Below are 25,096 nucleotides of genomic sequence, written 5' to 3'. Positions count from 1 at the left end.
ATTTTAATCAATAATACTAAGTACTATTTGTATGTTTCCACTTCCTAATATTTCAGCAAGCTTACTGGTATCTTCAATATACCCCAGTTTAGTGTAGTTATATGAGGTTTGAAAATCTTTATAAAATAGAACCAAACAATCAGAGCCGTAGAGCATAAAATCACCAGTTTTAATATTTTTTACGGATTCTGCATTTGATGGCAAATCTTTTATAAAGTAATTGTATTTTTCGTTTTTATTTAAATCTTTCATATCTATTGTAAGTGGCATTTTTTTTATTAATGCCTGTACAGAGGAATTATTATAAAGTTTCAATACAAAGTCTTTATCTCCAATTTTAAGATTGGCAGTTATAATGTTATTTTTAATTGGTTTATTTTCAGTTGGTGTTATTACTTCTTTTTCTTTATAAGAAATAGGAGTTGCAGTCAAAGTATTATTTTTAGATTCTTGTTTTACTGTTTGTTTTGAGGCTGGAATACTTGTACAACCTAATAGTGCAAAGCTACAGAGTGCAGTTAACATGAGGGTTATAATCTTTTTTATATGATTACATTGCTTCATATGATTATACTACCTTTCCCATTTGATATGCTTTACTTAATAGATTAGGTAAAGCAGAGATAGAACCATATTCATCTGCACCTGTACCGCGCAAAACATCTTTAAGTGTTGCATTTTCAAAACAATCAATCCAGCCCTGCAATCCTTTCACTGCACCATCCATTGCATGTTCCTCTTTATCAGCAGCAGTTGCTAGAAGATAAATATCTCTAAAAGAATACTCTAAGGGAAATAGTGGATTAGAACGATCAAGTAATGTTTTCATCTGTCCACTCATTTCATAAAAATAGATTGGAGTTGAAAAAACAATTACATCAGCAGTCATCATCTTTTGTACAATCATATCGGCATCATCTTGCATTATACAATGTCCTGTTTTTGTATTCTGACAAGCAAGACATCCTTTACAAAAGTGAATAGTTTTATCATACAAACAGATTTTTTCAACAATATTTCCTGATTCTTTTGCTCCTTTTAAAAACATATCTGCTAACATTTCAGAATTTCCGTCTTTGCGAAAGCTTGTAGATATAATTAAGACTTTTTTGTTCATTTATTTATTCCTCCTCAATTTTTTTTATAAACTTTGCTGGTACACCTCCCACCAATGTATTAGGTGTCACATCTTTTGTTACAACAGCTCCAGCTGCTATAATTGCCCCATCTCCTACTATTACACCAGGAGTTATTGTGACATTAGCACCAACCCAGACACTTTTCCCTATTTTAATAGGTTTTGGGTGCATAGTGCTTCGTTTGCTTGGAGCAAAATCATGATTCAAAGTTGCCAATACTACATTATGACCAATTAACGAATTGTCTCCTATAGTAATACCACCTTGGTCTTGAAATCGACATCCTGAATTTATAAAAACATTTCTACCTATTGTTATATTTTTTCCACAGTCAGTATAAAATGGAGGGAACATGTTAAATGTTTCATCTACCTGTTTTCCAATTAACTCTGAAAATAATGTTCTAATTTCTTCCGGCTCATGATAATGATTGTTTAATTTAGATGTAATTTTCATGGCTTCATTGCTAAGTTCACTCATAAACTGATGTAACTTTGAACCTCCAACAACAGTAAGTCCTTGATTAAGGTGTTCTAAAAATGTATTTAAGTTCAAGTTCATTTTGCACATCCTTTCTGATTAACTGTAAGATTTTTTCAATACTTCTACACAATCCTCATGTGTCATTTCACAAGGATTTGCTGCAAATAAACCTCCCATTGTTTCTCGTGCACTTTTTGCTATTAGATTAAAATCTCCTGGTGTAATTCCATAATCGGACATTTTTAAATCTGCAACCCCACAAGCTTCTTGTAATTTGCTAAGAGCCGTAATAAAATCTTCTGCTTTGTTAGCATCTTTCATTCCCAATGCCTGTGCCATGCGTACAAAGCGTTCATCACAAGCATGTTTTTCTATAAAAAATCCAAAGAAAGCTTTAGAAATCATAATCAAACCTGCACCATGAGGAAGTCTTGGGTAATAACCAGACATAGCTTGTTCTAAAGAATGCTGTGCTGTAGTGACACTGATTGTCATGACAATTCCTGCAATTGTATTTGCAAAAGCCATGTGTTCTCTTGCTTTCATATCATTACCATTTTTTACTGCATGTGCAAGATAGTTGCCTACATTTTCGATAGCAGTTAAAGCATACATATCGCTCATAACACTGGAAAAAGAAGATATATAGCTTTCCACGGCATGGAATAAAGTATCAAATCCTTGATAAGCAGTAAATTCAGGTGGTACAGATTTCATTAATTCTGGGTCAATTATGGACAAAACAGGGAATAAAGAGTCATAACCACCAACACCAATTTTCTCATGGGTTTCTTCATTTGTAACAACTCCCCATTGGTCAGCTTCACTACCTGTTCCAGCAGTGGTTGTAATACAAACAACTGGTAGTGGTTCACTTTGTAATGGTTGAGCCTTTCCAGTACCTCCATTTACATAATCCCATAAGTCACCATCATTTGTCACCATCATTGCAATTGCCTTTGAAGCGTCCATGACACTTCCACCACCTAAGGCAATGATAAAATCGCATTCTGTTTTACGAGCACAGAAAGCCCCGTTCATGATAGAATTTTTATTAGGATTTGCGTCTATTTCATTGAATAACACAAATTCTACTCCTGCCATTTTTAACTGTTTTTCTGTTCGGGCAAGTGCACCATTTTCTTTAGTTGATTTTCCACTTGAAATAACAAGCAAGGCTTTCTTTCCAGGTAGTTTTTGTTGATGTAATTCATCTAAGCGTCCATTTCCAAAGATAAAACGAGTTGGTATATACATATTAAAATTCATATTTTTTTCTCCTTTTTATGTTATTGTTTTTATTAAAATTTATATCATAGTTTCTATACGTTTATTATATTAACGAAACAATATAATAGCAAATACTTATAAAGAATGCCTTCCCATAGTTGACAGGCATAGTAGGGAAAAGTACACTATAAATAGGAGGTATAGATAATGGAACTTAGAGTATTGAGATATTTCTTGGCAGTTGCAAAAGAGGAAAGTATTACAAGTGCAGCTCAATCACTTAATGTGACACAACCTACGCTTTCAAAACAACTTATGGAACTTGAAGATGAACTTGGGAAAAAGTTGTTTTTGCGTGGTAACAGAAAAATCACACTTACAGAGGATGGCTTATTTTTACGTAAACGTGCACAGGAAATAATTGACTTAACAGATAAAACTACTTCAGATTTTAACAATGATTGTGATGATATACGAGGAAATGTTTATATTGGTGGGGGAGAAACAGATGCTATGCGTTTTATTGCCAAAACTGCGAAAGAATTGAAGAAAGAATACCCTCATATCCGTTATCATCTATTTAGTGGAAATGCTGATGATGTAACGGAAAGACTAGATAAAGGGCTTTTAGATTTTGGAATTTTAATCGAACCTGCCAACATGGAAAAGTATGATTATATCAAACTTCCTGTTAATGATGTATGGGGATTGCTTATGAAAAAAGATTGTGAGCTTGCTCAAAAGAAAACGGTATGTCCAGATGATTTGAAGGAAATTCCTATCTTAACTTCACGTCAAACATTGGTTCAAAATGTAATTTCTGGTTGGTCTGGGCAAGATTTTCAAGCATTTAATATAGTGGCAACTTATAATCTTGTCTACAATGCTTCTCTTATGGTAGATGAAGGGGTTGGGTATGCTCTTTGCTTGGATAAGCTAATCAATACAACAGGTAATAGCAATCTTTGTTTTAGACCTTTAGAACCGAGATTAGAAGCACACTTAAATATTGTCTGGAAAAAGTATCAGGTTTTTTCTAAGGCAACTAAAATGTTCTTAAGTAAATTGCAAAGCGAAATTAATAATTTTGTATCAGAATAGAGAGACAGCTATTTAATTTATAATATTGTTTATATGAAGGTAGTGATTTTTATGAAGCGAGATTTATATGTAATGAGAGATAAAATAAAACTTTTTTATGCTGAAGATTATGATAGAAAACTAATATATGATATGGCATTTGAGGAAGATGAGATATGGAAGTCAATGTTTGACAATAAAGAGGATTTTGACTGGTCTGACATTCATGATGAAGAATCTTACTTTTTTAGTAGTAATCCTGGTATTAATAAATACTTGCTTATAGAATATGATAATCAAATTGTGGGTACCATTTCTCATGCATACAATGATGGTAAGATACCTAATATGGAGCTAGATATGTGGTTGCGTTCAATGAAATATACTGGGAAGGGGATTGGTTCAAAAGCTATGAAGTTGTTAATTGACAGCTTGACTAGAGACTATGAGGTAGGCACATTTATTATTCGACCATGGATTAAAAATTCTCGTGCTATAAAGGCCTATGAAAAATGTGGTTTTGTGGTAAGTGATTGTTTTAATCCTAAAGAGTATTATGGGAAATACTTCGATAAATGGGGTCAAGGTGATTATCCAGAAGGTGAGAATGTGAATATGATACTTTCAATAGAGTAGCTAACAATGCTATGAAAAAATATACTTTTGCTATTAGTAGTTCGATGTCTGGAAAATAAGAGATTAGAATAAAAATAAATATTATTCCCTAGGTTGTAAGTTTAGCAAAGGATATTTATACTCAGTAAAGAAATAAAATGTGAGGTCCAACAAGTTCCTATTAGTTAGGAAGCTTGTCAGACATTCTAGCAAAGTTTGAAAAACCTAAAGAATCTAAAGCCTATTGTAATTTATGGTTATAGCAATTTCTTAGTCATTAATTGGGATGTTTATTCAAAAGTAGTACTTAAAGTATGAATCTATGTTTAAAAGACTTATAAAAAAGTACAACAAGAGCTAGAATACAAATATTATATAAATAAAACATCATTGAAACTTATTTTTTCTAACTGGAAAGCATACTTCTGTTACCCAATTATCAGAATTACTGTCTTGACCAGGTCCTATATGATAAATATTAAACATAGGGCCGTCTACATCATAGTTATTGTCAGATATCCAATTACCAATAGCTTCACAAGCATCTGTAAGTTGATTGAAGTTTCCTTTTACAATAGCAGTTGCAGCAGTTACACTTGGAACAGTTCTAAACTTAACATTTTCAGTATCTTTATAATTTCCAGATACAGCAAGTTGTATTTCAACATCAACATAATTTTCTTTATACCCAACATCATAAAAGACTGCTTTAGAATAGTTAGGAACATCAACTTGTACATTATGCCCTTTTGTTTCTGAGAATAATTGATGCCATAGCATTCCTTCATCTTGATAAGTAGGTATAGTTTTTCTTAAAGTCATCATATATTTTGGAGCAAAGTCTTTTATAGTTACATCATAATTTTTCATAATATCAGTCCTTCCAATTCTCTCCATAGTAGTTTCTATTTTTAATAGTTTTTTTTGCGTGTCTTCTAGATGTTCTCTTACTTGAGAATAGTGAATATTTAAATACCTTATCAAGCTTTCTCTATCATTGTATTCCGTCAAAATTTCTTTGATAGAAGATAAGCTAAATCCCATATCTTTTAAGGCATGGATTCTATTTGTAGTGGAAAGTTGATTTGCACTGTAGTATCTATAACCATTAATTTTATTTATATGAGTTGGTGTTAAAAGTCCAATTTCATCATAGTGACGTAGCATGCGAATACTAATTTTACTAAGTTTTGAAAAATCGCCTATCTTAAACATATTTACATCTCCTTTATAAAGGTGTTATTTTTGAGCTCAATATCAATATAAACCATATCATAGTGGTAGAGTCAACTAAAAATTATATATTGACAAATAATAAAAAAATATTATACTGAACATGTTTAGAACGAAAAATGTAAATGTTTTGGAGGTAGGTTATGATAAGGTACTATCTTTTATATTGAATCAATGTATAATCAATGGAAATATGCAGGCACAACTTGCTATCATTTCTATGCTTCGTAATATATTTGGGGACGAAAAAGACGAAATGAGTTTAAGAACTATTGCCTTACAAATTATTTTACCTATACAAATGGCGGCTTTATCACCAGAATCATTTCAATTATATAGTGGTACAAATATAAAAGTTAAACATCAGAGAGATAAATTTATTGATATTTTAATAGAAAATATTATCAAATGAGATGATGTGAAATGAAACTTATAACTATTGGTGCAAGTGTTATTAAATATTAATCTAATCAGTCAAACATATGAAACCGCCAGAAGTAATAAAGGTAAAGGTTTATAAAATTTCTGACGGTTTTATTATATGTTACTAAGTATGGAAAATATTTACTAGATATAACATAAGTTAATAAGTATTAATAAGTACGTACTAGACATAACATGAGTTAATAAGTATTAATAAATATTTATTAGATATATCATAAGTTATTAAATACTAAGAAGCATTTTCTAGTTTGAGAGGGTTCTCTATACCAAAATAATCATATAAAGCTGAGCTTATTTCCTCTAAGTTTCCACTTTCAAAAGGAGATTGTAGATTAACTTTTTCTACTACATCTTTAAATCCTGCATCTGTATTTTGATTTAAAAAATCCATATATACATCAACAGCTTTTCTATAGTCACCTTGTGATAACTCCCATATTTGAAGAGATACATCAGATGCAAGACCATAACTTAAATAGTAAAAAGGAACTTGGAAATTATGAGATACAAGTATCCAAAATGGAGCATTTTTATCTTTAAGTATCTTATTAGATACTCCATATTCTTCTTCTAAATCAAAAAATAGTTTATTTATATCATTTAAGCTCATATATGGGTTTTTATATATAATTTCTTGAAACTCATCGTAAAGACAAGCATCAATAATTGTGTTTAAAACAATCGATAAGTGTTCTTTTTTTATTGCTTCAGATTGTTTTCCAAAGAATTCATCAAAATACTTGTAAAATAAAATTTCTAAAGATGTTGAATGAACTTCGCATATATCAATACTTGGCTGTATTGTATTATTTGAGTTAATACTGTTGTAGTAATTAAAAAAATGACCAAACTCATGAGCAAAGCTAGTAACACCTAAAAAAGAATTGTCCCATGTATTAAATAAAAAGGGTGCTTTGTACTTGGTTATATAAGTAGTATAACCTCCAGGTGATTTATTTTTCCCAGAGGAATAATCGTATAAGTCATACTTTTTCATGTAGTTAAAACACTCTTTTAATTTTGGAGATATATCTTCAAGTACTTTATCAAATTTTCTAAATGAACGATTCTTATATGCCTTAATATAAATAGAAGAGTCAGAAGGTTGTGATGTAACTTTCCTATATAATGGAACTATGTACTCTTTTACTTCACTTCTAAATTTTCTTGCATCCTCTTGGGAGTAATCTTTATTTAAATTTAAATAAGCATAATCTGTATAATTCTTAAAGCCTAGCTTAGTTGCTATTTCAGTTCTCGTCTGTACAAGTTCTAAAAAAATATTACCAAATATAGGGTTGTATTTTTTTAAGTAATCTGAATAGATTTTTACATATTCTTCATAAGTGAGATTGGGTTTTGACATGGCTTCTTCAAAGTCTATTTCCATTCCATCTACTGATACAGTAGACTTAGATAATAAGTCTTCATATTTAACAACTAAGTCTTGCTCTTTTTTAAGTAGGCTTTCTACTTCTTCTGAATTAAGCTTTCCAATGTTTTTTAAATAATTAAATCCATCTTTTCCAATTTCTTTTTTTAGTTCTTTAGAAAACTTAGAATTTACAAATGTATCCTGAAAATCTTTGTATGCCATATCGACATCCACAGATTTACTCATAAGGTATTTGTATTCTTTAGAGTAAAATTCATCTGATGAATCAATATTATTTCTAAGTTTTGCTATAGTAAGTGTACTATAAAAGTCTTGGTAAATCTTATCGACATTACTAAATACGTTCAATTGCTCTTTGGCATTTTTACATGTTAAAAGTTTATCGTTATATGTGTTAATATTTTCGCATACTGACTTTATGTCAGGACGCTTATATTCCATTTTTTCAAAAGGAATAGTTCCTCTAACTGAATCTTTTTTTGAATCATTAGTATAATTTTTTATGTATAATGCAAATATAATAAAAATTACAATTAAAATTAGAGAAATAAATAATCTTTTCTTGGATTTAATCATAGAAATCCTCCAATCATGGATATAGTTATTAGTTATTTTACTATATTAAATATAAAAAATGCATATTAAGAAAATTTAATATAAAAATATGGACAAGATTATAGATAATATAAAAATTTAACTTCAAGAAAATATATGAAAATTGTATTGGTAAAATGATAAATAAATTTTAAGTATAAAATACGAAAAACTATTCTACTATTAGACTTATTATATGCAAAAAATATAGAAATTTTTGATGTAATTGAAATTAAAAGACATATATAAAAATTTGCAATATTCTAAACAAAATTTATAAAAATTCATATCATTGTCTTTATACAATATTTATACTATAATAGAGTAATAATTTAGAGGAAAACTCTAAAAATAAACAAATTAAAGGTCTTAACAGTAATGATTTTATGTTAAGGAGGTATAAAGAAAGTTGAAAACAATAGTTAGAAGACTTATTCTCTACGCAGATGGAATGCGACCTACTCAAATAATAGTATCTGGGTTTGCAGCAACTATTTTAATTGGAGCAATATTGTTAACACTCCCGATATCGTCACAGAGTAGAGAGAGTATAGGTTTATTAAATGCTCTATTTACAGCTACTTCAGCGGTTTGTGTTACTGGTCTAGTTATGGTAGATACAGCAACTTATTGGAGTTTATTTGGACAGATAGTAATAATAACATTGATACAAATTGGTGGTCTTGGATTTATGACCGTAGCTACAATGTTTTCACTTATGGCACGAAAAAAAATACAACTAAGAGAAAGATTATTGATACAAGAATCATTAAACCAAGCAGACTTATCAGGGCTAGTAAAACTTACAAGGTTTGTATTAATAATAACTATAACCATAGAGGGAATAGGAGCACTAGTCTTATCAACTGTCTTTATTCCACAATTTGGTTTATCTAGAGGGATATGGTATAGCGTATTTCACGCAATATCAGGGTTTTGTAATGCCGGATTTGACTTAATGGGTAGTGTAAGTGGGCCATTTACATCGCTAAATTCTTATGTAAACAATTTTATAGTATCAATGACTATTTGTGCACTTATAGTGTTAGGTGGATTAGGATTTCCAGTTGTTCTTGATATTGTAAGAAAAAGAAGATTTTCAAAATTAAATGTGCATTCTAAAGTTGTTTTATTTTCAACTGCAATACTTATTTTAGTAGGTGCAATATTTATTTTTCTTATAGAGTTTAACCAAAAGGCCACTATGGCAGATTTACCTGTAAAAGGGAAAATATTATCAGCGATATTTCAATCAGTAACAGCAAGAACTGCTGGTTTTAATACACTTGATTTAGCTACTTTACAAGAAAGTAGTGTATTTATAATGATAATTTTGATGTTTATTGGAGCATCACCTGCATCTACTGGTGGAGGTATCAAAACAACAACATTAGCAGTTTTAATAATTACAGTTAGAAGTTTTTTATCAGGAAAATCTGATATAGAAACTTTTGAGAGAAGACTGGCTCCAACAACTATAAAAAAATCTCTAGGGATATTTGTAATTAGTATATCCGCAGTTATTTTTGGAACTTTGATTATTTCAATAACTCAACCTAAGTTTACACTAGTTCAATCAGCATTTGAGGTTACATCAGCACTAGCTACAGTTGGTTCAAGTTTAGCTGGAAGTGCAAATCTAAATGCTTTAGGTAAGGTTATAATAATAATCTTTATGTTTATGGGGAGAGTTGGTTCTCTTACTTTATTTATGGCTATACTTTCTGGAGGTAGAAGAAAGAGTCAGCCAGTTAGATACGCAGAAGGCAAGATTATGGTTGGTTAGAGTACCATTTATTAGATAAATCTATTAATAATGATATATAATCTAGGAAAATGAACTTAGATATAATCAATTAAATAAATCAATTAATGATAGAAATAATCTAGCAAATAAATTTAGCTATGATTAATAAAATAAAAATATTAAAATTAATTTATCTATATAAAAGTTAATTTAATAGATATTATACAAATTGTGTATTAGGGAGGAAGTTTCGAGATGAAGCAATATATAGTCATTGGATGTGGGAGATTCGGAAGTTCAGTTGCATCTACTATGCATCTTTTAGGACATCAAGTAATGGCAATAGACAAAAATGAAGATTCAGTTCAAAGTATATCTGATAAAGTAACTCATTCACTTATAGTGGATGTTACTGAGGAACAAGCATTAAGATCATTGGGTTTAGGTAACTTTGATGTAGCAGTAGTTGCAATAGGTTCTGATATAAGAGCATCTATAATGGCGACTCTTATAGCCAAAGAAATGGGTGTAGAGTTAATAATATGTAAGGCAAAAGATGAATTGCAAGCCAAAGTTCTTTATAAGATTGGTGCAGATAGAGTTGTATTTCCAGAAAGAGATATGGGAGTAAGAGTTGCACATAATTTAGTTTCTGACAATATATTAGACCATATTGAACTTGACCCAGAATATTCAATTGTTGAAATCGTAACTCCAAATGGTTGGGTTGGTAAAACACTTGTAGAACTTGAGCTTAGAGCTAGATATGAGATAACTGTGCTTGCCATCAAGACTGGTAAAAATATAAATGTGACACCTTCTCCTGATGAGGAACTTACAGCTGGAAGTATATTGGTTATAATTGGTCAAAACACTAGCATAACAGCTATTACATCTGGAAATAAGGGTATAATTAGAAGAAGATAGTTTATTATTTAAGATATATTTGATTGCAATGAAAGTAGATAGTATCATATAATTATGAATAGTTATATGATACTATTTTTATTTTAATCGAGAATAGAGTTTCAATCGAGAATAGAATTTTAATAGAAATAAAGATTTTAGAAGTAGGATAAAGAATAATAAGGAGGTTGTGCTAATATCAAGTTAGCATTTATATAAAATGATTACAACTATAAGCAGTAAGGATAATGAAAGATTAAAATATACTAAAGCATTATTAAAGTCAAAAAATAGAACAAAAGAATCAAAGTTCATAATAGAAGGGTACAGAATAGTAGTGCTTGCACTTGAATGTAATGCAAATCTTGATTATGTATTTATCAATGAGGATTTTGAAAATAAAAAGGAACACATGGAATTATTAGAAAACTTAGATAAAAAAAACACAAATATATATAAGACTACTAATAAAAACTTTAAGGAACTTGTAGACACAGAAAATACTCAAGGTATAATAGGTGTAGTTTCATTTAAGGAAAAAAATTTAAAAGAAAGTATAAATGAAAAAGATAAGTTTGTATTAATTTTAGACAGAATACAAGACCCGGGAAATATGGGAACAATAATAAGGACTGCTGACTCTGCTGGAGTAGATGCAATAATAGCACTAAAGGGATGCGTCGATATATACAATCCAAAAGTAATTAGGTCAACTATGGGCTCTATTTTCGATATGAATATAATCAATGCCATACAAGATGAAACTGTGGATATACTTAAATCACAAGGATTTAATATAGTTTCAAGTTATTTAAATACAGATAATTTTTATGACAAAATAGACTACGGTTCAAAAGTAGCTTTGGTGATAGGAAACGAAGCAAATGGGATAAATGAAGAGCTTGTATCAGAATCTGATATTTTGGTTAAAATACCTATATATGGCAAATCTGAGTCGTTAAATGCAGCAATAAGTTCTGCTATATTGATGTATGAAATAAAAAAATACTTAATTTAATGTATTGTAATAAATATAATGTCGTGTTATAATCTTGAATTAAATAGTAGAGTATCAAAAATAGTCAATATATTTTAAGCATGATTGATAAAAATATTATATGATTGTATTTTAAAATAGTCACAATAAAATAATCATATAGATAATCACAAAATGTAGATATAAATGATATAATACTAAAATAAACAATATAATATTGTAAATGCAATGAAAGAGGAAAGTATTTTGATTAAACTTAGTAAAGAGATAAACACCTAGGCTGGGAGTGTTTTCTAAGAGGTCAGGAGAAGTTCCCTCTAGAGTAACAAAGCTGAAATTTGATAGTAGGCTTTGACGTGAAAAACGCGTTAAGTTTGTTAGAGGTGGTTTGATGATTTTTAGATTGTTAAACTACTAGGGTGGTACCGCGAAACTATAGCCTTTCGTCCCTAGACAGGGATTGAGGGGCTTTTTTTATACAAAAAAACGAAAGGGTGATATGTGTGCAAGAAAAATTACTTGCTTTACGTGAAGCAGCTTTAGCTGAAATAAAAGAGGCACAAAGCATAGAAAATGTAGAAAGTTTAAGAGTTAAGTATTTAGGAAAAAAAGGTGAGATAACTGCCATACTTAAAGAGATGGGTAAATTATCTGCTGAAGAAAGACCAGTAGTTGGAAAAGTTGCCAATGATGTAAGAGAGAATATTGAACTTAGCATAAATTCTAAAAAAGAAGAAATAAATGCTATTGAAAAAGAAAGAAAGTTAAGAGAAGAAGTAATAGATGTTACTCAACCTGGAAAAGTATTGAAAGTTGGAAAGAAACATCCAATAACTCAAATTATAGATGAAGTAACAGATATATTTATCGGAATGGGATTCTCTATAGCAGAAGGTCCAGAAGTTGAAACAGTTGAAAATAACTTTGATGCATTAAATGCTCCTAAAGACCATCCATCAAGAGATATGAGTGATACATTCTATATCAATGATGGTGTATTACTTAGAACTCAAACGTCTCCAGTTCAAGTAAGATCTATGAGAAGCCAAGAGTTACCAATTAAAGTAATAGCACCAGGTAGATGCTTTAGATTTGATTCACCAGATGCGACACATTCACCAATGTTCCATCAAATAGAAGGACTTGTTGTTGGAAAAGATGTTACTATGGCAGAATTTAAAGGAACTATGGATATCTTCGTTGAAAAATTGTTTGGTTCTGATATCAAAACTAAGTTTAGACCTCATAACTTCCCATTTACAGAACCAAGTGCAGAGGTTGATGTTACTTGTTTCAAATGTGGTGGTAAAGGTTGCCCAATGTGTAAGTATGAAGGTTGGATAGAAATATTAGGTTCAGGTATGGTTCATCCAAATGTACTTAGAAATTGTGGAATAGACCCAGAAGTTTACAGTGGATTTGCATTTGGAGTTGGGGTTGAAAGACTTGCAATGCTTAAATATGAAATAGATGATATTAGATTATTATTCGAAAATGATATGAGATTCTTAAATCAATTTTAATTAGGAGGGTGTGTAGATGTTAGTATCTTTAAAATGGCTTAGAGACTATGTCGATATAGACATGGATGTAAAAGAGTTCGCTGATAAAATGACAATGACAGGAACTAAAGTTGAAACAATAGATTATTATGGTGAAGAAGTAGAAAATATATTAGTTGGAAAGATTTTAGAAATAAAACAACATCCAAATGCTGATAAGTTAGTTGTAACTAAAGTAGATGTTGGAGATAAAGTTGTTCAAATAGTTACAGGAGCTACAAATATATCAGAAGGAGATTATATTCCAGTAGCTGTAAATGGTTCTAAATTACCTGGAGGAGTTGAAATTAAACAGACTGACTTCAGAGGTGAATTATCAGATGGTATGATGTGTTCAGCAGCTGAATTAGGTATAGATGAACATTATATTGAAGAATACAAAAGAGGTGGTATATATATTTTAGACCACGAAGACTCTTATGAATTAGGAAAAGATGTAAAAGATGTTTTAGGATTAAATGATGCTTTAATAGATTTTGAATTAACTTCAAACAGACCTGACTGCAAATGTATGATGGGGATAGCTAGAGAAGCAGCTGCAACTATAGGAACAAAAGTAAAATATCCTGAAATAGAAGTAAAAGAAAGTGACGAGGAAATAGACTTCAAAGTTGAGATAGATAATCCAGATTTATGTAGAAGATATGTTGCTAGAATGGTAACTGATGTAAAAATAGAACCTTCTCCATACTGGATGCAAAGAAGACTTACAGAAGCAGGTGTAAGACCTATAAGTAACATAGTTGATATAACAAACTTTGTAATGTTAGAGCTTGGTCAACCACTTCATGCTTTTGATATAAATCAAGTAGAAACAGGAAGAATAGTAGTAAGAACTGCTAAAGATGGAGAAAAGCTTGTAACACTAGATGATGTTGAAAGAACATTAGACAAAGATATGTTAGTTATAACAAATGGAGAAAAATCACTTGGTCTAGCTGGTGTAATGGGTGGTGCAAACTCAGAAATAACTGACAAGACAAAGACTGTACTTTTCGAAAGTGCCAATTTCAAGCCAGAAAACATAAGAATGACAGCTAAAAAAGTGGGAATTAGGTCAGAAGCATCTTCAAGAAATGAAAAAGCCTTAGACCCTAATCTTGCAGAAATAGCAGCAAATAGAGCTGTACAACTTGTTGAAATGTTAGGTGCTGGAAAAGTATTAAAAGGAACTGTTGATGTATATCCAAATAAACCAGAACCTAAAAAATTAGTAGTAAATCCTCAAAGAATCAACCATCTTTTAGGTGTAGATGTACCAATGGAACAATTTGTAGGAATTTTAGAATCATTAGAATTTAAATGCAATTTAATTGCTGATGATAAGCTAGAAGTAGATGTACCAAGTTTCAGAACAGATATGGAGCAAGAAGCTGATGTATGGGAAGAAATAGCTAGAATTTATGGATTTGAAAATATACCTTCTGTACAATTAGAAGGAAATACAACTGCAGGGGTTAAAACTCCAAAACAAAAATTCATGGAAGCGCTAAAAAATAATTCAACTGCTGTAGGATTAAATGAAATATTAACATATTCATTTGTAAGCCCTAAGGGAGTTGACAAGATAAGAGTACCAGAAGGTAATATAAAGAGAAACTTTGTTAAGTTGATGAACCCATTAGGAGAAGAAACTTCTGTAATGAGAACTACTTTAATACCAAATATGTTAGATGTTTTATCAACTAATATATCTCATAAGATAGAAGAAGTATCAGCATTTGAGTGTGGACATATATTCACACCACAAGATTCAGAACTTCCTATGGAAGCAAATAGAATGTGTGTAGGTATGTATGGTAAAGATGTAGATTTCTTTGCATTAAAGGGAGCTATAGAAACTGTACTTGTAAATGTAGGATTTAAAGATTATGAAATTGAACCTCAAGATAATAATACTACCTTCCACCCTGGTAGATGTGCTAAAATAGTGTATAATAATAAATATGTAGGTACATTAGGTGAATTGCATCCAGATGTTATAGAAAACTACAATCTAGGGCAAAGAGTTTATGTTGCTGAAATAGATATTGATTTTGTATTTGATAATTCTGATAGAACAAAGAATTATGTACCATTACCAAAATATCCATCTACATCTAGAGATATAGCTCTTATTGTTAAGGATGATGTATTTGTAAAACAAATAGAAGATATAATAAAGGAAAATGGTCAAGGATTAGTAGAAAGCTACAAATTATTTGATGTTTACAAAGGTTCTCAAATAGAAGCTGGATATAAATCAATTGCATATTCAATAACTTATAGAAGTAAAGATAAAACTCTAACAGATGAAGAAGTAGCTAAGGTGCATGATAAGATATTAAGTGAATTAAGCAAAAAATTGAATGCTAACTTAAGATCAAATTAACAACTAATGTCGGGGAGGTTAGGATGAACAAAGTAATGGTAAAAATCCATGGCGCTGAGTATCCAATGGTTGGAGACAAGTCAGAGAAATTTATGATTAGTATTGCTGATTTTGTTGACAAAGAAATGGATAAGATAACACGTCAAAACCCGAAGCTAAGCTTATCAGTTGCTGCAATATTAACTGCATTAAATATATCAGACCTTTTATTTGAATGTTCAGATGAAAATGAGAGGTTGATTAAAGCTAATGAAGAATTGAGCAAGAAGGTTGGTTCATCCAACGAAGAACTTCAATTAGAAATCAAATCTTTAAAACTTACAATAGCAGAAAAAGAAGCAGAAAATCGTGAAACTGAAGCTAAAATGAAAGAGTTAATTGAGATTATAGAAAATAAAAAGCAAGAAATATTTGAACTTAGTAATACAACAGAAGGCTCTAAAGCCGAGTTAGATGCTTATAAAAACAAGATAGAAGAGTTAACTGCTCAGCTTGAAGAATCAAATGAAAGAGCTACTATAGCTGAAAATTTAGCTTCTGAGTTTCAAAACAAGGCTTATGATTTACAGCTAAAATGTACAGGGTTAAATAATGATGTAAAAAACGTGGAATAAATTAAAAGATTTGCTGTCTCTTGTTTTTTGAGACAGCTTCTTTTAATTTATAAATAATAAATATAAATAACATGTAATGTATACATATAACTAGTGTATAAATAATATGTAAATATAAAATTTTTTTAAAATATTAAAATAAAAAATAATATCTAAAAGAATTTTGATTTGGTATCTATCAATAGAAAGTGAGATGTTCATATATGACAAAACAGAGCCAGATGTCTGAATCATTCTTCTTATGCGCTTTATTGGCAATAACAGGAGGATTTTTAGATATTTATACTTATGTAGTAAGAGGAAAAGTATTTGCTAATGCACAGACTGGAAATATAGTTTTATTTGGTCTTAACATAGCAGAAGGTAATGTCAGGAAATCTTTTTATTATTTTATTCCTATTTTGGCTTTTATTTTAGGGGTGTTGATAGCAGAAAAAATAAGAAATCATTTTAAAAATAATAATAAAAAGATTCATTGGCGACAAGTTATCATTGGAATTGAAATGATTACTATACTTATTGTTTCTTTTATTCCTCAAGGAAAATTTAATATGTTTGTAAATGTTGCTATATCTTTCATTTGTTCAATGCAAGTTGAGAGTTTTAGAAAGGTAAATGGCAACACATTTGCAACAACAATGTGTACTGGTAATTTAAGAAGTGCTACAGAAACACTATTTCATTATGTGCAAACTAAAAATATTTTTATGATAAAGAAGAGTTTGCAGTATTATGCTATTATTATATTCTTTATTTTGGGAGCTATTTTGGGAACTGTTTTTACAAAGATTTTTGTGGAAAAATCTATATTAATATGTTTCCTTATTTTATCAGTAGTCTTTATAGTTATGTTTATCAATAAAGATGATTCTTTTAATTTAAATTAACAAAACAATAGAGTCATTATTTGATATACTTTAAATATAGTAAGTAGTATATAAATTTAGTGTAAATGTGTAAATTATAGACATGATAACATTAAGTTTAACAAGTATATATAGAGGAGAAAAATATGAAAAAAATAGAATTACTTGCACCAGTTGGCTCTTTTGATTCCTTGAAAGCAGCAGTACAAAATGGGGCAAATGCTGTGTACTTAGGTGGAAAAGACTTTAGTGCGAGAGCATCTGCAAATAACTTTGATAGAAATGAGTTGATTGAAGCTGTTAAATATTGTCATATAAGAGGAGTACAAGTATTTGTCACTGTAAATACATTGATAAAACAGTATGAGATAGAAGATTTTGTCGAGTATGTAAAATTTTTATATGATATAGATATTGATGCATTAATAGTTCAAGATATAGGTATGGCAAGGCTTATAAAAAAATTACTACCTGATTTTGAATTACATGCAAGTACTCAGATGGTAGCTCATTCGCTAGAAGATGTAAAATACCTTCAAAGCGTAGGATTTGATAGAGTAGTTTTGGCAAGAGAATTAAATGTTGATGAGATAAAATGGATTTGTGAAAATACAACTGTAGATGTAGAAGTATTTGTGCATGGGGCTTTATGTGTATGTTATTCAGGTCAATGTCTTATGAGTAGTATGATAGGAAACAGGTCTGGAAACAGAGGAAGATGTGCACAACCATGTAGACAAAAATATGAGTTAATAGATATAAATACAGGTGAAGTTGTAAATAGTAATGGAGATTACTTATTAAGCCCTAGAGATTTAAGTACTATAGAAGATTTAGACAAAATAATCGAAGCAGGGGTATTATCTCTAAAAATTGAAGGAAGAATGAAAAAGCCAGAATATGTAGCTACTGTAGTTTCAGGATATAGAGAAGCGATTAATGAGTTTATAAGTGAGAATAAAATAAATATTTCTGAGGAAATAATAAATAATTTGTATACTATCTTCAATAGAAAGTTTACTAAAGGATATATATTAGGTGAAGTTGGTAAGGATATAATGAATTCTGATAGACCTAACAATCAAGGTCTATATGTTGGAAAAGTCTTAGACCATAATAGAAAAACAAAGAGACTTAGAGTGATACTAGAGAATACCCTTAAAAAAGGAGATGGAATCAACTTAGGTGGAGGAACTATTGGAAGAATTATAAAAGATGGAGAGATAACTACAATAGCACACAAAGGAGATTTAATCGAATTAGATTTTATTGGGGAAGCAAAGAGAAATCAACTTATATTCAAGACTTCAGACAGTGAATTAATGGACAAAGTACAGTCTACATTTCAGCAAGATAAAGAACTTATAAAAACTAACATAAATGCAAAAGTAAGTATTAAACTGGGTGAAAAGCCAGTACTCTCTATAAGTGATTTTTGTGGTAATAAAGCAGTTGTAGAGGGTGAAAAGGTAGCTGAAAAAGCTATAAAAGTTGCTTTAAGTGAAGAAAAAATCGAAACACAGATTCAAAAACTTGGAAATACGCCTTATAAATTAAAAGATATAGACATTGATTTAGACGAAGGTGTAAGTATACCTATAAGTATATTAAATCAAATGAGAAGAGATTGTATTGAGCTTTTGGATGAGGAAAGAATAAGGATAAAAGAGAGAAGATTTAAGGAAAGTAAATTAAAATATAAACCAGCTAAAATAAATCGACATAAAGAATTTAATACAACTCCTAAACTTAGAGTTAAAGTTAAGAATTTAGAGCAATTAGAAGCAGTACTAAAATATAATGTAGATTTAATTTATTATGAAGATATAAATACGCTATTTGAAGCTTTGGAAATAGCTTCAAGTATTTCTAAAGAATCAGTTAATTTAAGTTCAAATATAGATAGTGTAAATTCTTCATTAAATATAGATGATGTAAATGTTTCAAGTGAAAGAACATCTAGCTTTGAAGATAGATTAATCTATTCAGCACCAAGAATTATTAGAAATAGAGAATACAAACAGTTTGAAGTATTAGATAATATAAAAGGGCTTAATAAAATTCAAATTGGTAATTGGGGTTCTATGGATTATTTTAAAGATAAAAATCTAAATATAGATTGCTATTTGAATACTTTTAATAGTGAAAGTATAAATCACTTTAGGGATACAGGAGCAAGTACGGTTTGTTTATCACAGGAGTTAAATTTAAGTGAAATTGAACAAACATTAAAATATACAGATGCAGAAATTGAAGCAGTGATATATGGATATACGCCTATGATGGTCACAGAATACTGCCCTATGGGGGTTGTTGTTAGAGATTGTAAAAAAGATAAGAGAGTAGCTAAATGTAAGGAGAGCAGTTATGCTCTAAGAGATTTTACAGATGCAAGTTATAGGATAACACAAGATATATTCTGTAGAAGCACTATTTACAATTCAAAGGTAACATGTATGTTGGATAATCTTTATGAATTAGATGAGATTGGAGTAGATGTATTTAGAATAGATTTTACAGTGGAAAATAGTGAAATGGTAGAGAAAGTTATTGAAGCTCATATTGAGGTTTTAAACAATAATTATAAACTTGGAGAAAAAGCTACTAACTTATATAAGCAATTGGATGAAATTGGAACAGTTGCAGGACACTACTATAAAGGTGTAGAATAGATATAACATGAAAAATATACATAAATATATAAAAACTCTTGAATTTATGTGTATTAATATATAAAAATATCATATCTATGAAAAAACAGGGGGATTACTGAAAATGAGAGAAGAAGCTTTAGACATTTTATTTAAGTATTTAGAAACTGATAGAATGAGAAAACATTGCTATGCAGTTGAAGCAGTTATGAAAGATTTAGCCAAAAGACTAGAGCCAGAGAAAGAAGAAAAATGGGCGGTTGCAGGTCTTTTACATGATTTGGATTCAGATATAGTTGGAAGAAAGCCAGGAGAAATCTGTGAAGGTCATGCAACAACAACTGTAGAACTTCTCAAAAAAGAAAATTTTGGTGATGAAGAAATGTATAGAGCAATACTTGGTCATCATGATGGTATGGGGGTTACAAGAACTAGTTTAATGGAAAAAGCTATATATGCAGCAGACCCTATAACTGGATTTATAACTGCAATAGCTTTAGTTTATCCAGATAAAAAACTTACGAGTGTAAAGACAAAATCTGTAATTAAAAGAATGAAAGAAACAAGATTTGCTTCAAATGTAAATAGAGATGCAATGAGAAGTATAGAAGATATAGGGATTCCATTTGATGAATTTGCAGAGCTTTCTCTTAATGCAATGAAAAATATTAGTGATGTACTTGAAAACAATGAAAATGAGTAAATAAGGAAAATAACAATAAATTTAAAAATGTGAATTGACAATAATTAGTTTAAATAAATGACTATAATTAATATAAACTTAAGGTCAACTTGTTAATAATTGACTGCAATGAGTAATTATAGTGATTCTTTGCATCAGTAATTATAGTAATAAACTTAAATATATAAAATAAGTAAATGAAAAATAGAAAAGAGAAAGTAAGGCGAAGTATATGAAACTTACGACTATTTGTTATATAGAAAAAGATAGTAAGACTTTAATGTTGTATAGAAATAAGAAGAAAGATGATGTACATGAAGGTAAGTATGTAGGTGTTGGTGGCAAATTTGAGCAGGGAGAAACACCAGAAGAATGTATAGTTAGAGAAGTTAAAGAAGAAACAGGTCTTACTCTTAAGTCATTAACATACAAAGGATTGATAACTTTTCCAAAATTTAAAGATGAAGAAGATTGGTATATGTTTTTGTATTTTTCAGATGAATTTGAAGGAACTTTATCTAACAAAGATTTAGATAATTGTAAAGAAGGCAAGTTACTTTGGGTTGATAATGATAAAATATTTGACTTAAATATGTGGGAAGGCGACAGATTATTTTTAGATTGGGCTAAAAAAGGCAAAATTTTTAGTGCAAAGATAACATATGATAATGGTAAATTGAAAGATTACAGTGTAAATTTTTTAGATTAATTAAAAAATTAAAGCCTATGTATTGTTAAAAAAATAAAAATTGACTAGGACAACTATTTGATTTATACTAGAGTAAAAATTTTAAAATGGAGGAATAATCTGGAATGATAGACATAAATTTAGACAAATGTGTAGGATGTGGTATGTGTGAGTCAGACTGCCTTGTAAATGCAATAAGGGTTAAAGAAGATAAAGCAAAGGTGAAAAATATTCTCTGTATTAATTGTGGTCACTGTATGGCTATATGTCCAACAGATGCAATAGAAATGCAGGGATTTGATAAAAATGAAGTATTAGAATTCAATCATGAAAATTTTGAACTAGAGCCTGAAAAATTACTAAACTTTATCAAATTTAGAAGAAGTATAAGAAGCTATAAAGACATAGAGGTAGAAGAAGAAAAAATAAAAAACATAGTAGAAGCAGGAAGATACACACCAACAGGTGGAAATAGACAACCAATAAGATACATATTAGTAAAAGAAAAACTAAAAGAAGTAAAAGAATTAGCAATAGAAGGGCTTTATAACTTGGCATTAAATACTGATGATGAAGACCCTGTACGTTCTATATATAAAAATACATTTAAGAGAATGTACAAAAGATATAAAGAAGAAGGATATGATTCTCTATTCTATGATGCACCATTACTTATGGTAGTTGTTGGTGATACTTCTTTAGGAGGAAGTGTATATGTAGATGGTGGATTAGCTGCGTCTAATATGGAGCTTATGGCTTATTCTCAAGGATTAGGAATGTGCTACAATGGATTCTTTGTTATGGCATCAAATGTAGAGCCAAAGTTAAAGGAATTATTGGGAATGAATGATAATGAAGCAGTTATAACTTCATTTATATTGGGATACCCAAGTGTAAAATATAAGAGAACTGTAAATAGAAATAGTGCTAAATTTGAAATAAGATAGAACTTAGAATGTATTATATACTCAAGATTAGCACAAGATAATGTATACATTTAATATAGTAAATTTGTTGTAATAATCAAATAAATCAGTTATAATCTAGGTATATTGTATATGGTGAGGATATTTAAATTTTTAAGTAAATTTTTATATCCTTTTTTATGCTAATCTACTTTTTCATATCTAAAAGTTTAAGTAGTAATTTGCATTGTAAATCTTAATTATATGGAGGATTGGTGTAGTGAATTCAAAAAAATTACTTTTATTAATTATTGTAATTGCATCCATATTCACTTCTTGCATATTTCCTTTTAATGTCAATGCTCTAGGTAGTGATAATCGTACTATTCGGGTTGCTTATCCTATTCAAAAAGGGTTAACTGAACTAGATAAACAAGGTAAGTACTCTGGATATACATACGAATATCTGTTAGAAATTGCACAATATACTGGATGGAATTATGAATTTGTTCAAGTATCTGGTGATGAAAATGAAGTTCTTACAAAACTAATGAAAATGTTAGAAAAAGGTGAGATTGATATAATGGGAAGCATGTTATACAATGAGCAGATGGAAAAATTGTATAATTATGCAGGTAATAGTTATGGAGTAGTAAATACAGTATTACAAGTATTATATGAAAATACAGCTATTGATAGTATAAGTTTAGAAGCTATGAAAGAAATTCGTATTGCTGTAATAGAGAATTCTAATACTAGGCTTAAAGAATTAAATGAATATTGCAAGATGAATTTAATATCACCTAAATTGGTATATTGTAAGTCACAAGAAGAACAATTACAAGCACTAAAGGTTGGTGAAGCAGATGCACTGCTTAATGTGAGTGTGAGTCCAATGGAAGGTGTGCGTACTATAGCTAAATTCTCACCAAAGCCATTCTATTTTATTACACCTAAAGGAAGTACAGACTTAACTCAAAGACTCAATTCAGCAATTAATAATATCGAACAGACAGACCCATATTTTTCGACTGCTTTGTATGAAAAATATTTTACACCAGAAAATAGTAAGATGATTTTGTCTGATGATGAAACTACATATATTAAAGATATAGATACATTAAAAGTTGGAGTACTTTTAAATAAGCCACCATTTCAAAACATAGATAAAAAAACGGGCGAATTAAAGGGTATATCAATAGATTTATTAAATCACATATCTGATAAAACTAGATTGAAGTTTGAACTGGTGCCTGTAAAGTCCCAAAAAGATTTGGATAAAATGACTAAAAATCATGAAATTGATATTGTAGCAGGAATGATTTATGATTATGAAGATTCTCGTAAACACAATGTGACTATGTCTCGACCATTTGTTTCCACCCAATATATTATGATGATTAATAACAAATTAAATGAAAATAGTTTAGATGGAAAACGTCTAGCTCTACCTAAAGGGACTGGTTATGATAATTATTTTAATGGGGATGTCATATGGTATGATACTTTGGAAGAGTGTATAGAAGCTGTTAACAAAGGGTTTGCAGATTATACTTATGGAGAAGGATATTCTATACAGTACTATATTAATCAACCTAAGTACAAAAACGTACGTTTAGTTCCACAGACTTATGAATCACAGAGTATTTGCTTTGGAATAGTTAAACCAAGTAAGCAGGAATTATTGGGTATATTTAATAAAGCTATTATAAGCATTCCATCAGAAAAGATGCAATCAATTATCTATCAAAACACTACATATAGACAAGACTTTTCACTACTTTATATTATGCAACAAAATCCAATTGAAACTATTTTAATAGTTGCTAGTTTATTACTTTGCATTATTGGAGGTATGGCATGGAGCCTGCATACACGTAAAAGTATGAATCAGAAAATATCTTTGGAACTTAAAAAGCATGCTGAAGTTTATGAAATGGCAAGTGAATACTTTTTTGAATATGATTATAAACGAGATAAATTGATAGTTTCTATGAAAGGGAAAGGAATTAGTACTTATTATGGTATAAGTAAGAGTGCTATGAGTGAGATTGAAATAGAACATAATAAAAAGTTTTTTGATGTAATCAAGTCACAGGAGAATGGGACGACTGAAATGTATTCTATATGCGCTGATGGTAGTTGTCACTGGATTAGAATTACTTCAAAAATAATTTATAATGAAAAAAGTGTACCAGTGTATGTAATTGGAAAAATATCTAATATTGATTCTGAAAAAGAGGAAAAAGATAAGTTACTGGATAAGGTTCAAAAAGATGGCTTAACAAATATTCTTAATTCAGCATATATTAGAAAGTTAACTACAGAAAGTTTATCTAATTTATCTCCTAACAAAAATGGAGCTTTGTTAATTTTAGATATTGATTATTTTAAGTCTATTAATGATACTTATGGGCATTTAATTGGAGATAAAATATTAATTGATGTTGCAAAAGTACTTGCTAGAAGTTTTGAAAAAAATGATATTGTTGGTCGATTGGGTGGAGACGAGTTTAGTATCTATATTAAAGATATAATAAATAAGGAAGAACTTGTCAATAAATGTAATGAAGTATATAAACAAATTCACCTCATAAAACTGCCAAGTGGAAAAAGCATATCTATAAGTATGGGTGTAGTAATAACAAAATATGGACAGAAATATGACGAATTATATCAAATGGCAGATGATGCTCTTTATGATTCTAAGAAGCAAGGAAGAAATAAATTTAAAATAGTAGGAGTATAATTTTTAGTAAGATTTACTATAAAAATTGTAAATAAGATACAATTGAACGAGTTTTGTATAATTGTACATAAAAGAGATGTATTAATTTATATAAGATTCAGTATAAAAATATAATAAATTTTTAAATAAAAAGTATCTAATAAA

20 protein-coding genes, 1 pseudogene and 1 other annotated feature are annotated in these 25,096 nt (G+C 29.5%); of the genes and pseudogenes, 15 read left to right on the top strand and 6 right to left on the bottom strand.

Annotated elements, in window-relative coordinates:
• Positions 1-3 precede the first annotated feature (3 nt).
• From JJC01_16840 to JJC01_16825, 4 genes are all read right to left on the bottom strand, one after another.
• On the bottom strand, positions 4-357 hold the full coding sequence (locus JJC01_16840; protein UDN60200.1) for a hypothetical protein: 354 nt from the start codon (positions 355-357) through the stop codon (positions 4-6).
• 211 nt (positions 358-568) lie between these two features.
• Positions 569-1,117, bottom strand: coding sequence for a flavodoxin family protein (locus tag JJC01_16835; GenBank protein UDN57814.1), 549 nt, complete (start codon positions 1,115-1,117; stop codon positions 569-571).
• A 4-nt stretch (positions 1,118-1,121) separates the two neighbouring features.
• The gene (locus tag JJC01_16830) at positions 1,122-1,694 is read right to left on the bottom strand and encodes a sugar O-acetyltransferase (GenBank protein ID UDN60199.1); all 573 of its coding nucleotides are present in this window, start codon (positions 1,692-1,694) and stop codon (positions 1,122-1,124) included.
• Positions 1,695-1,718: 24 nt separating this feature from the next.
• Positions 1,719-2,891 carry an iron-containing alcohol dehydrogenase gene (locus JJC01_16825; protein ID UDN57813.1) on the bottom strand — a complete coding sequence of 391 codons (1,173 nt, stop codon included), beginning with the start codon at positions 2,889-2,891 and terminating at the stop codon, positions 1,719-1,721.
• A 168-nt stretch (positions 2,892-3,059) separates the two neighbouring features.
• Between JJC01_16825 and JJC01_16820 the strand changes: the two genes are divergently transcribed.
• Together JJC01_16820 and JJC01_16815 are read left to right on the top strand one after the other, a co-directional pair.
• Positions 3,060-3,953, top strand: coding sequence for a LysR family transcriptional regulator (locus tag JJC01_16820; protein ID UDN57812.1), 894 nt, complete (start codon positions 3,060-3,062; stop codon positions 3,951-3,953).
• 51 nt (positions 3,954-4,004) lie between these two features.
• Entirely contained in the window at positions 4,005-4,568 is a 564-nt protein-coding gene (locus JJC01_16815) for a GNAT family N-acetyltransferase (protein UDN57811.1), read from the top strand.
• A gap of 366 nt (positions 4,569-4,934) precedes the next feature.
• Here JJC01_16815 and JJC01_16810 read toward each other — a convergent pair whose 3' ends face one another.
• Positions 4,935-5,762 carry a MerR family transcriptional regulator gene (locus tag JJC01_16810; GenBank protein UDN57810.1) on the bottom strand — a complete coding sequence of 276 codons (828 nt, stop codon included), beginning with the start codon at positions 5,760-5,762 and terminating at the stop codon, positions 4,935-4,937.
• Between the two features lie 160 nt (positions 5,763-5,922).
• On the opposite strand from JJC01_16810, the pseudogene JJC01_16805 reads away from it, so the two are divergent.
• A pseudogene (locus JJC01_16805) lies at positions 5,923-6,192 on the top strand (TetR/AcrR family transcriptional regulator).
• Between the two features lie 261 nt (positions 6,193-6,453).
• Here the strand turns inward: JJC01_16805 and JJC01_16800 are convergent.
• Positions 6,454-8,196, bottom strand: a complete 1,743-nt coding sequence (locus JJC01_16800) for a peptidase M3 (protein ID UDN57809.1) — start codon at positions 8,194-8,196, stop codon at positions 6,454-6,456.
• 427 nt (positions 8,197-8,623) lie between these two features.
• Between JJC01_16800 and JJC01_16795 the strand changes: the two genes are divergently transcribed.
• From JJC01_16795 to JJC01_16740, 12 genes are all read left to right on the top strand, one after another.
• Positions 8,624-10,000, top strand: a complete 1,377-nt coding sequence (locus JJC01_16795; protein ID UDN57808.1) for a Trk family potassium uptake protein — start codon at positions 8,624-8,626, stop codon at positions 9,998-10,000.
• Between the two features lie 216 nt (positions 10,001-10,216).
• Positions 10,217-10,888, top strand: coding sequence for a TrkA family potassium uptake protein (locus JJC01_16790; protein UDN57807.1), 672 nt, complete (start codon positions 10,217-10,219; stop codon positions 10,886-10,888).
• Between the two features lie 199 nt (positions 10,889-11,087).
• Positions 11,088-11,885 (top strand): RNA methyltransferase, encoded by a 798-nt coding sequence (locus JJC01_16785; protein ID UDN57806.1) that lies wholly within the window; start codon positions 11,088-11,090, stop codon positions 11,883-11,885.
• A 198-nt stretch (positions 11,886-12,083) separates the two neighbouring features.
• Positions 12,084-12,318: a binding site (T-box leader), on the top strand.
• Between the two features lie 49 nt (positions 12,319-12,367).
• Complete coding sequence (gene pheS / locus JJC01_16780; protein UDN57805.1) at positions 12,368-13,387, top strand: phenylalanine--tRNA ligase subunit alpha; 1,020 nt, start codon at positions 12,368-12,370, stop codon at positions 13,385-13,387.
• A 16-nt stretch (positions 13,388-13,403) separates the two neighbouring features.
• Positions 13,404-15,797, top strand: a complete 2,394-nt coding sequence (locus JJC01_16775) for a phenylalanine--tRNA ligase subunit beta (GenBank protein ID UDN57804.1) — start codon at positions 13,404-13,406, stop codon at positions 15,795-15,797.
• Between the two features lie 23 nt (positions 15,798-15,820).
• Entirely contained in the window at positions 15,821-16,411 is a 591-nt protein-coding gene (gene zapA / locus JJC01_16770; GenBank protein ID UDN57803.1) for a cell division protein ZapA, read from the top strand.
• A 203-nt stretch (positions 16,412-16,614) separates the two neighbouring features.
• On the top strand, positions 16,615-17,298 hold the full coding sequence (locus JJC01_16765; GenBank protein ID UDN57802.1) for a DUF1275 domain-containing protein: 684 nt from the start codon (positions 16,615-16,617) through the stop codon (positions 17,296-17,298).
• A gap of 125 nt (positions 17,299-17,423) precedes the next feature.
• Positions 17,424-19,949: a U32 family peptidase gene (locus tag JJC01_16760; GenBank protein ID UDN57801.1), complete on the top strand. Its 2,526-nt coding sequence runs from the start codon at positions 17,424-17,426 to the stop codon at positions 19,947-19,949.
• A gap of 103 nt (positions 19,950-20,052) precedes the next feature.
• Entirely contained in the window at positions 20,053-20,631 is a 579-nt protein-coding gene (locus tag JJC01_16755) for an HD domain-containing protein (protein ID UDN57800.1), read from the top strand.
• 211 nt (positions 20,632-20,842) lie between these two features.
• On the top strand, positions 20,843-21,319 hold the full coding sequence (locus tag JJC01_16750; protein UDN57799.1) for an 8-oxo-dGTP diphosphatase: 477 nt from the start codon (positions 20,843-20,845) through the stop codon (positions 21,317-21,319).
• 104 nt (positions 21,320-21,423) lie between these two features.
• Entirely contained in the window at positions 21,424-22,245 is an 822-nt protein-coding gene (locus JJC01_16745) for a nitroreductase family protein (protein UDN57798.1), read from the top strand.
• A 238-nt stretch (positions 22,246-22,483) separates the two neighbouring features.
• On the top strand, positions 22,484-24,952 hold the full coding sequence (locus JJC01_16740; GenBank protein ID UDN57797.1) for a transporter substrate-binding domain-containing protein: 2,469 nt from the start codon (positions 22,484-22,486) through the stop codon (positions 24,950-24,952).
• Positions 24,953-25,096 lie beyond the last annotated feature (144 nt).

Source organism: Clostridioides sp. ES-S-0010-02 (genome assembly GCA_020641055.1).
Classification (GTDB): domain Bacteria; phylum Bacillota; class Clostridia; order Peptostreptococcales; family Peptostreptococcaceae; genus Clostridioides.
Note: the sequence above shows the minus strand (reverse complement) of the source record. Positions and strands in the feature narration are given on the sequence as shown.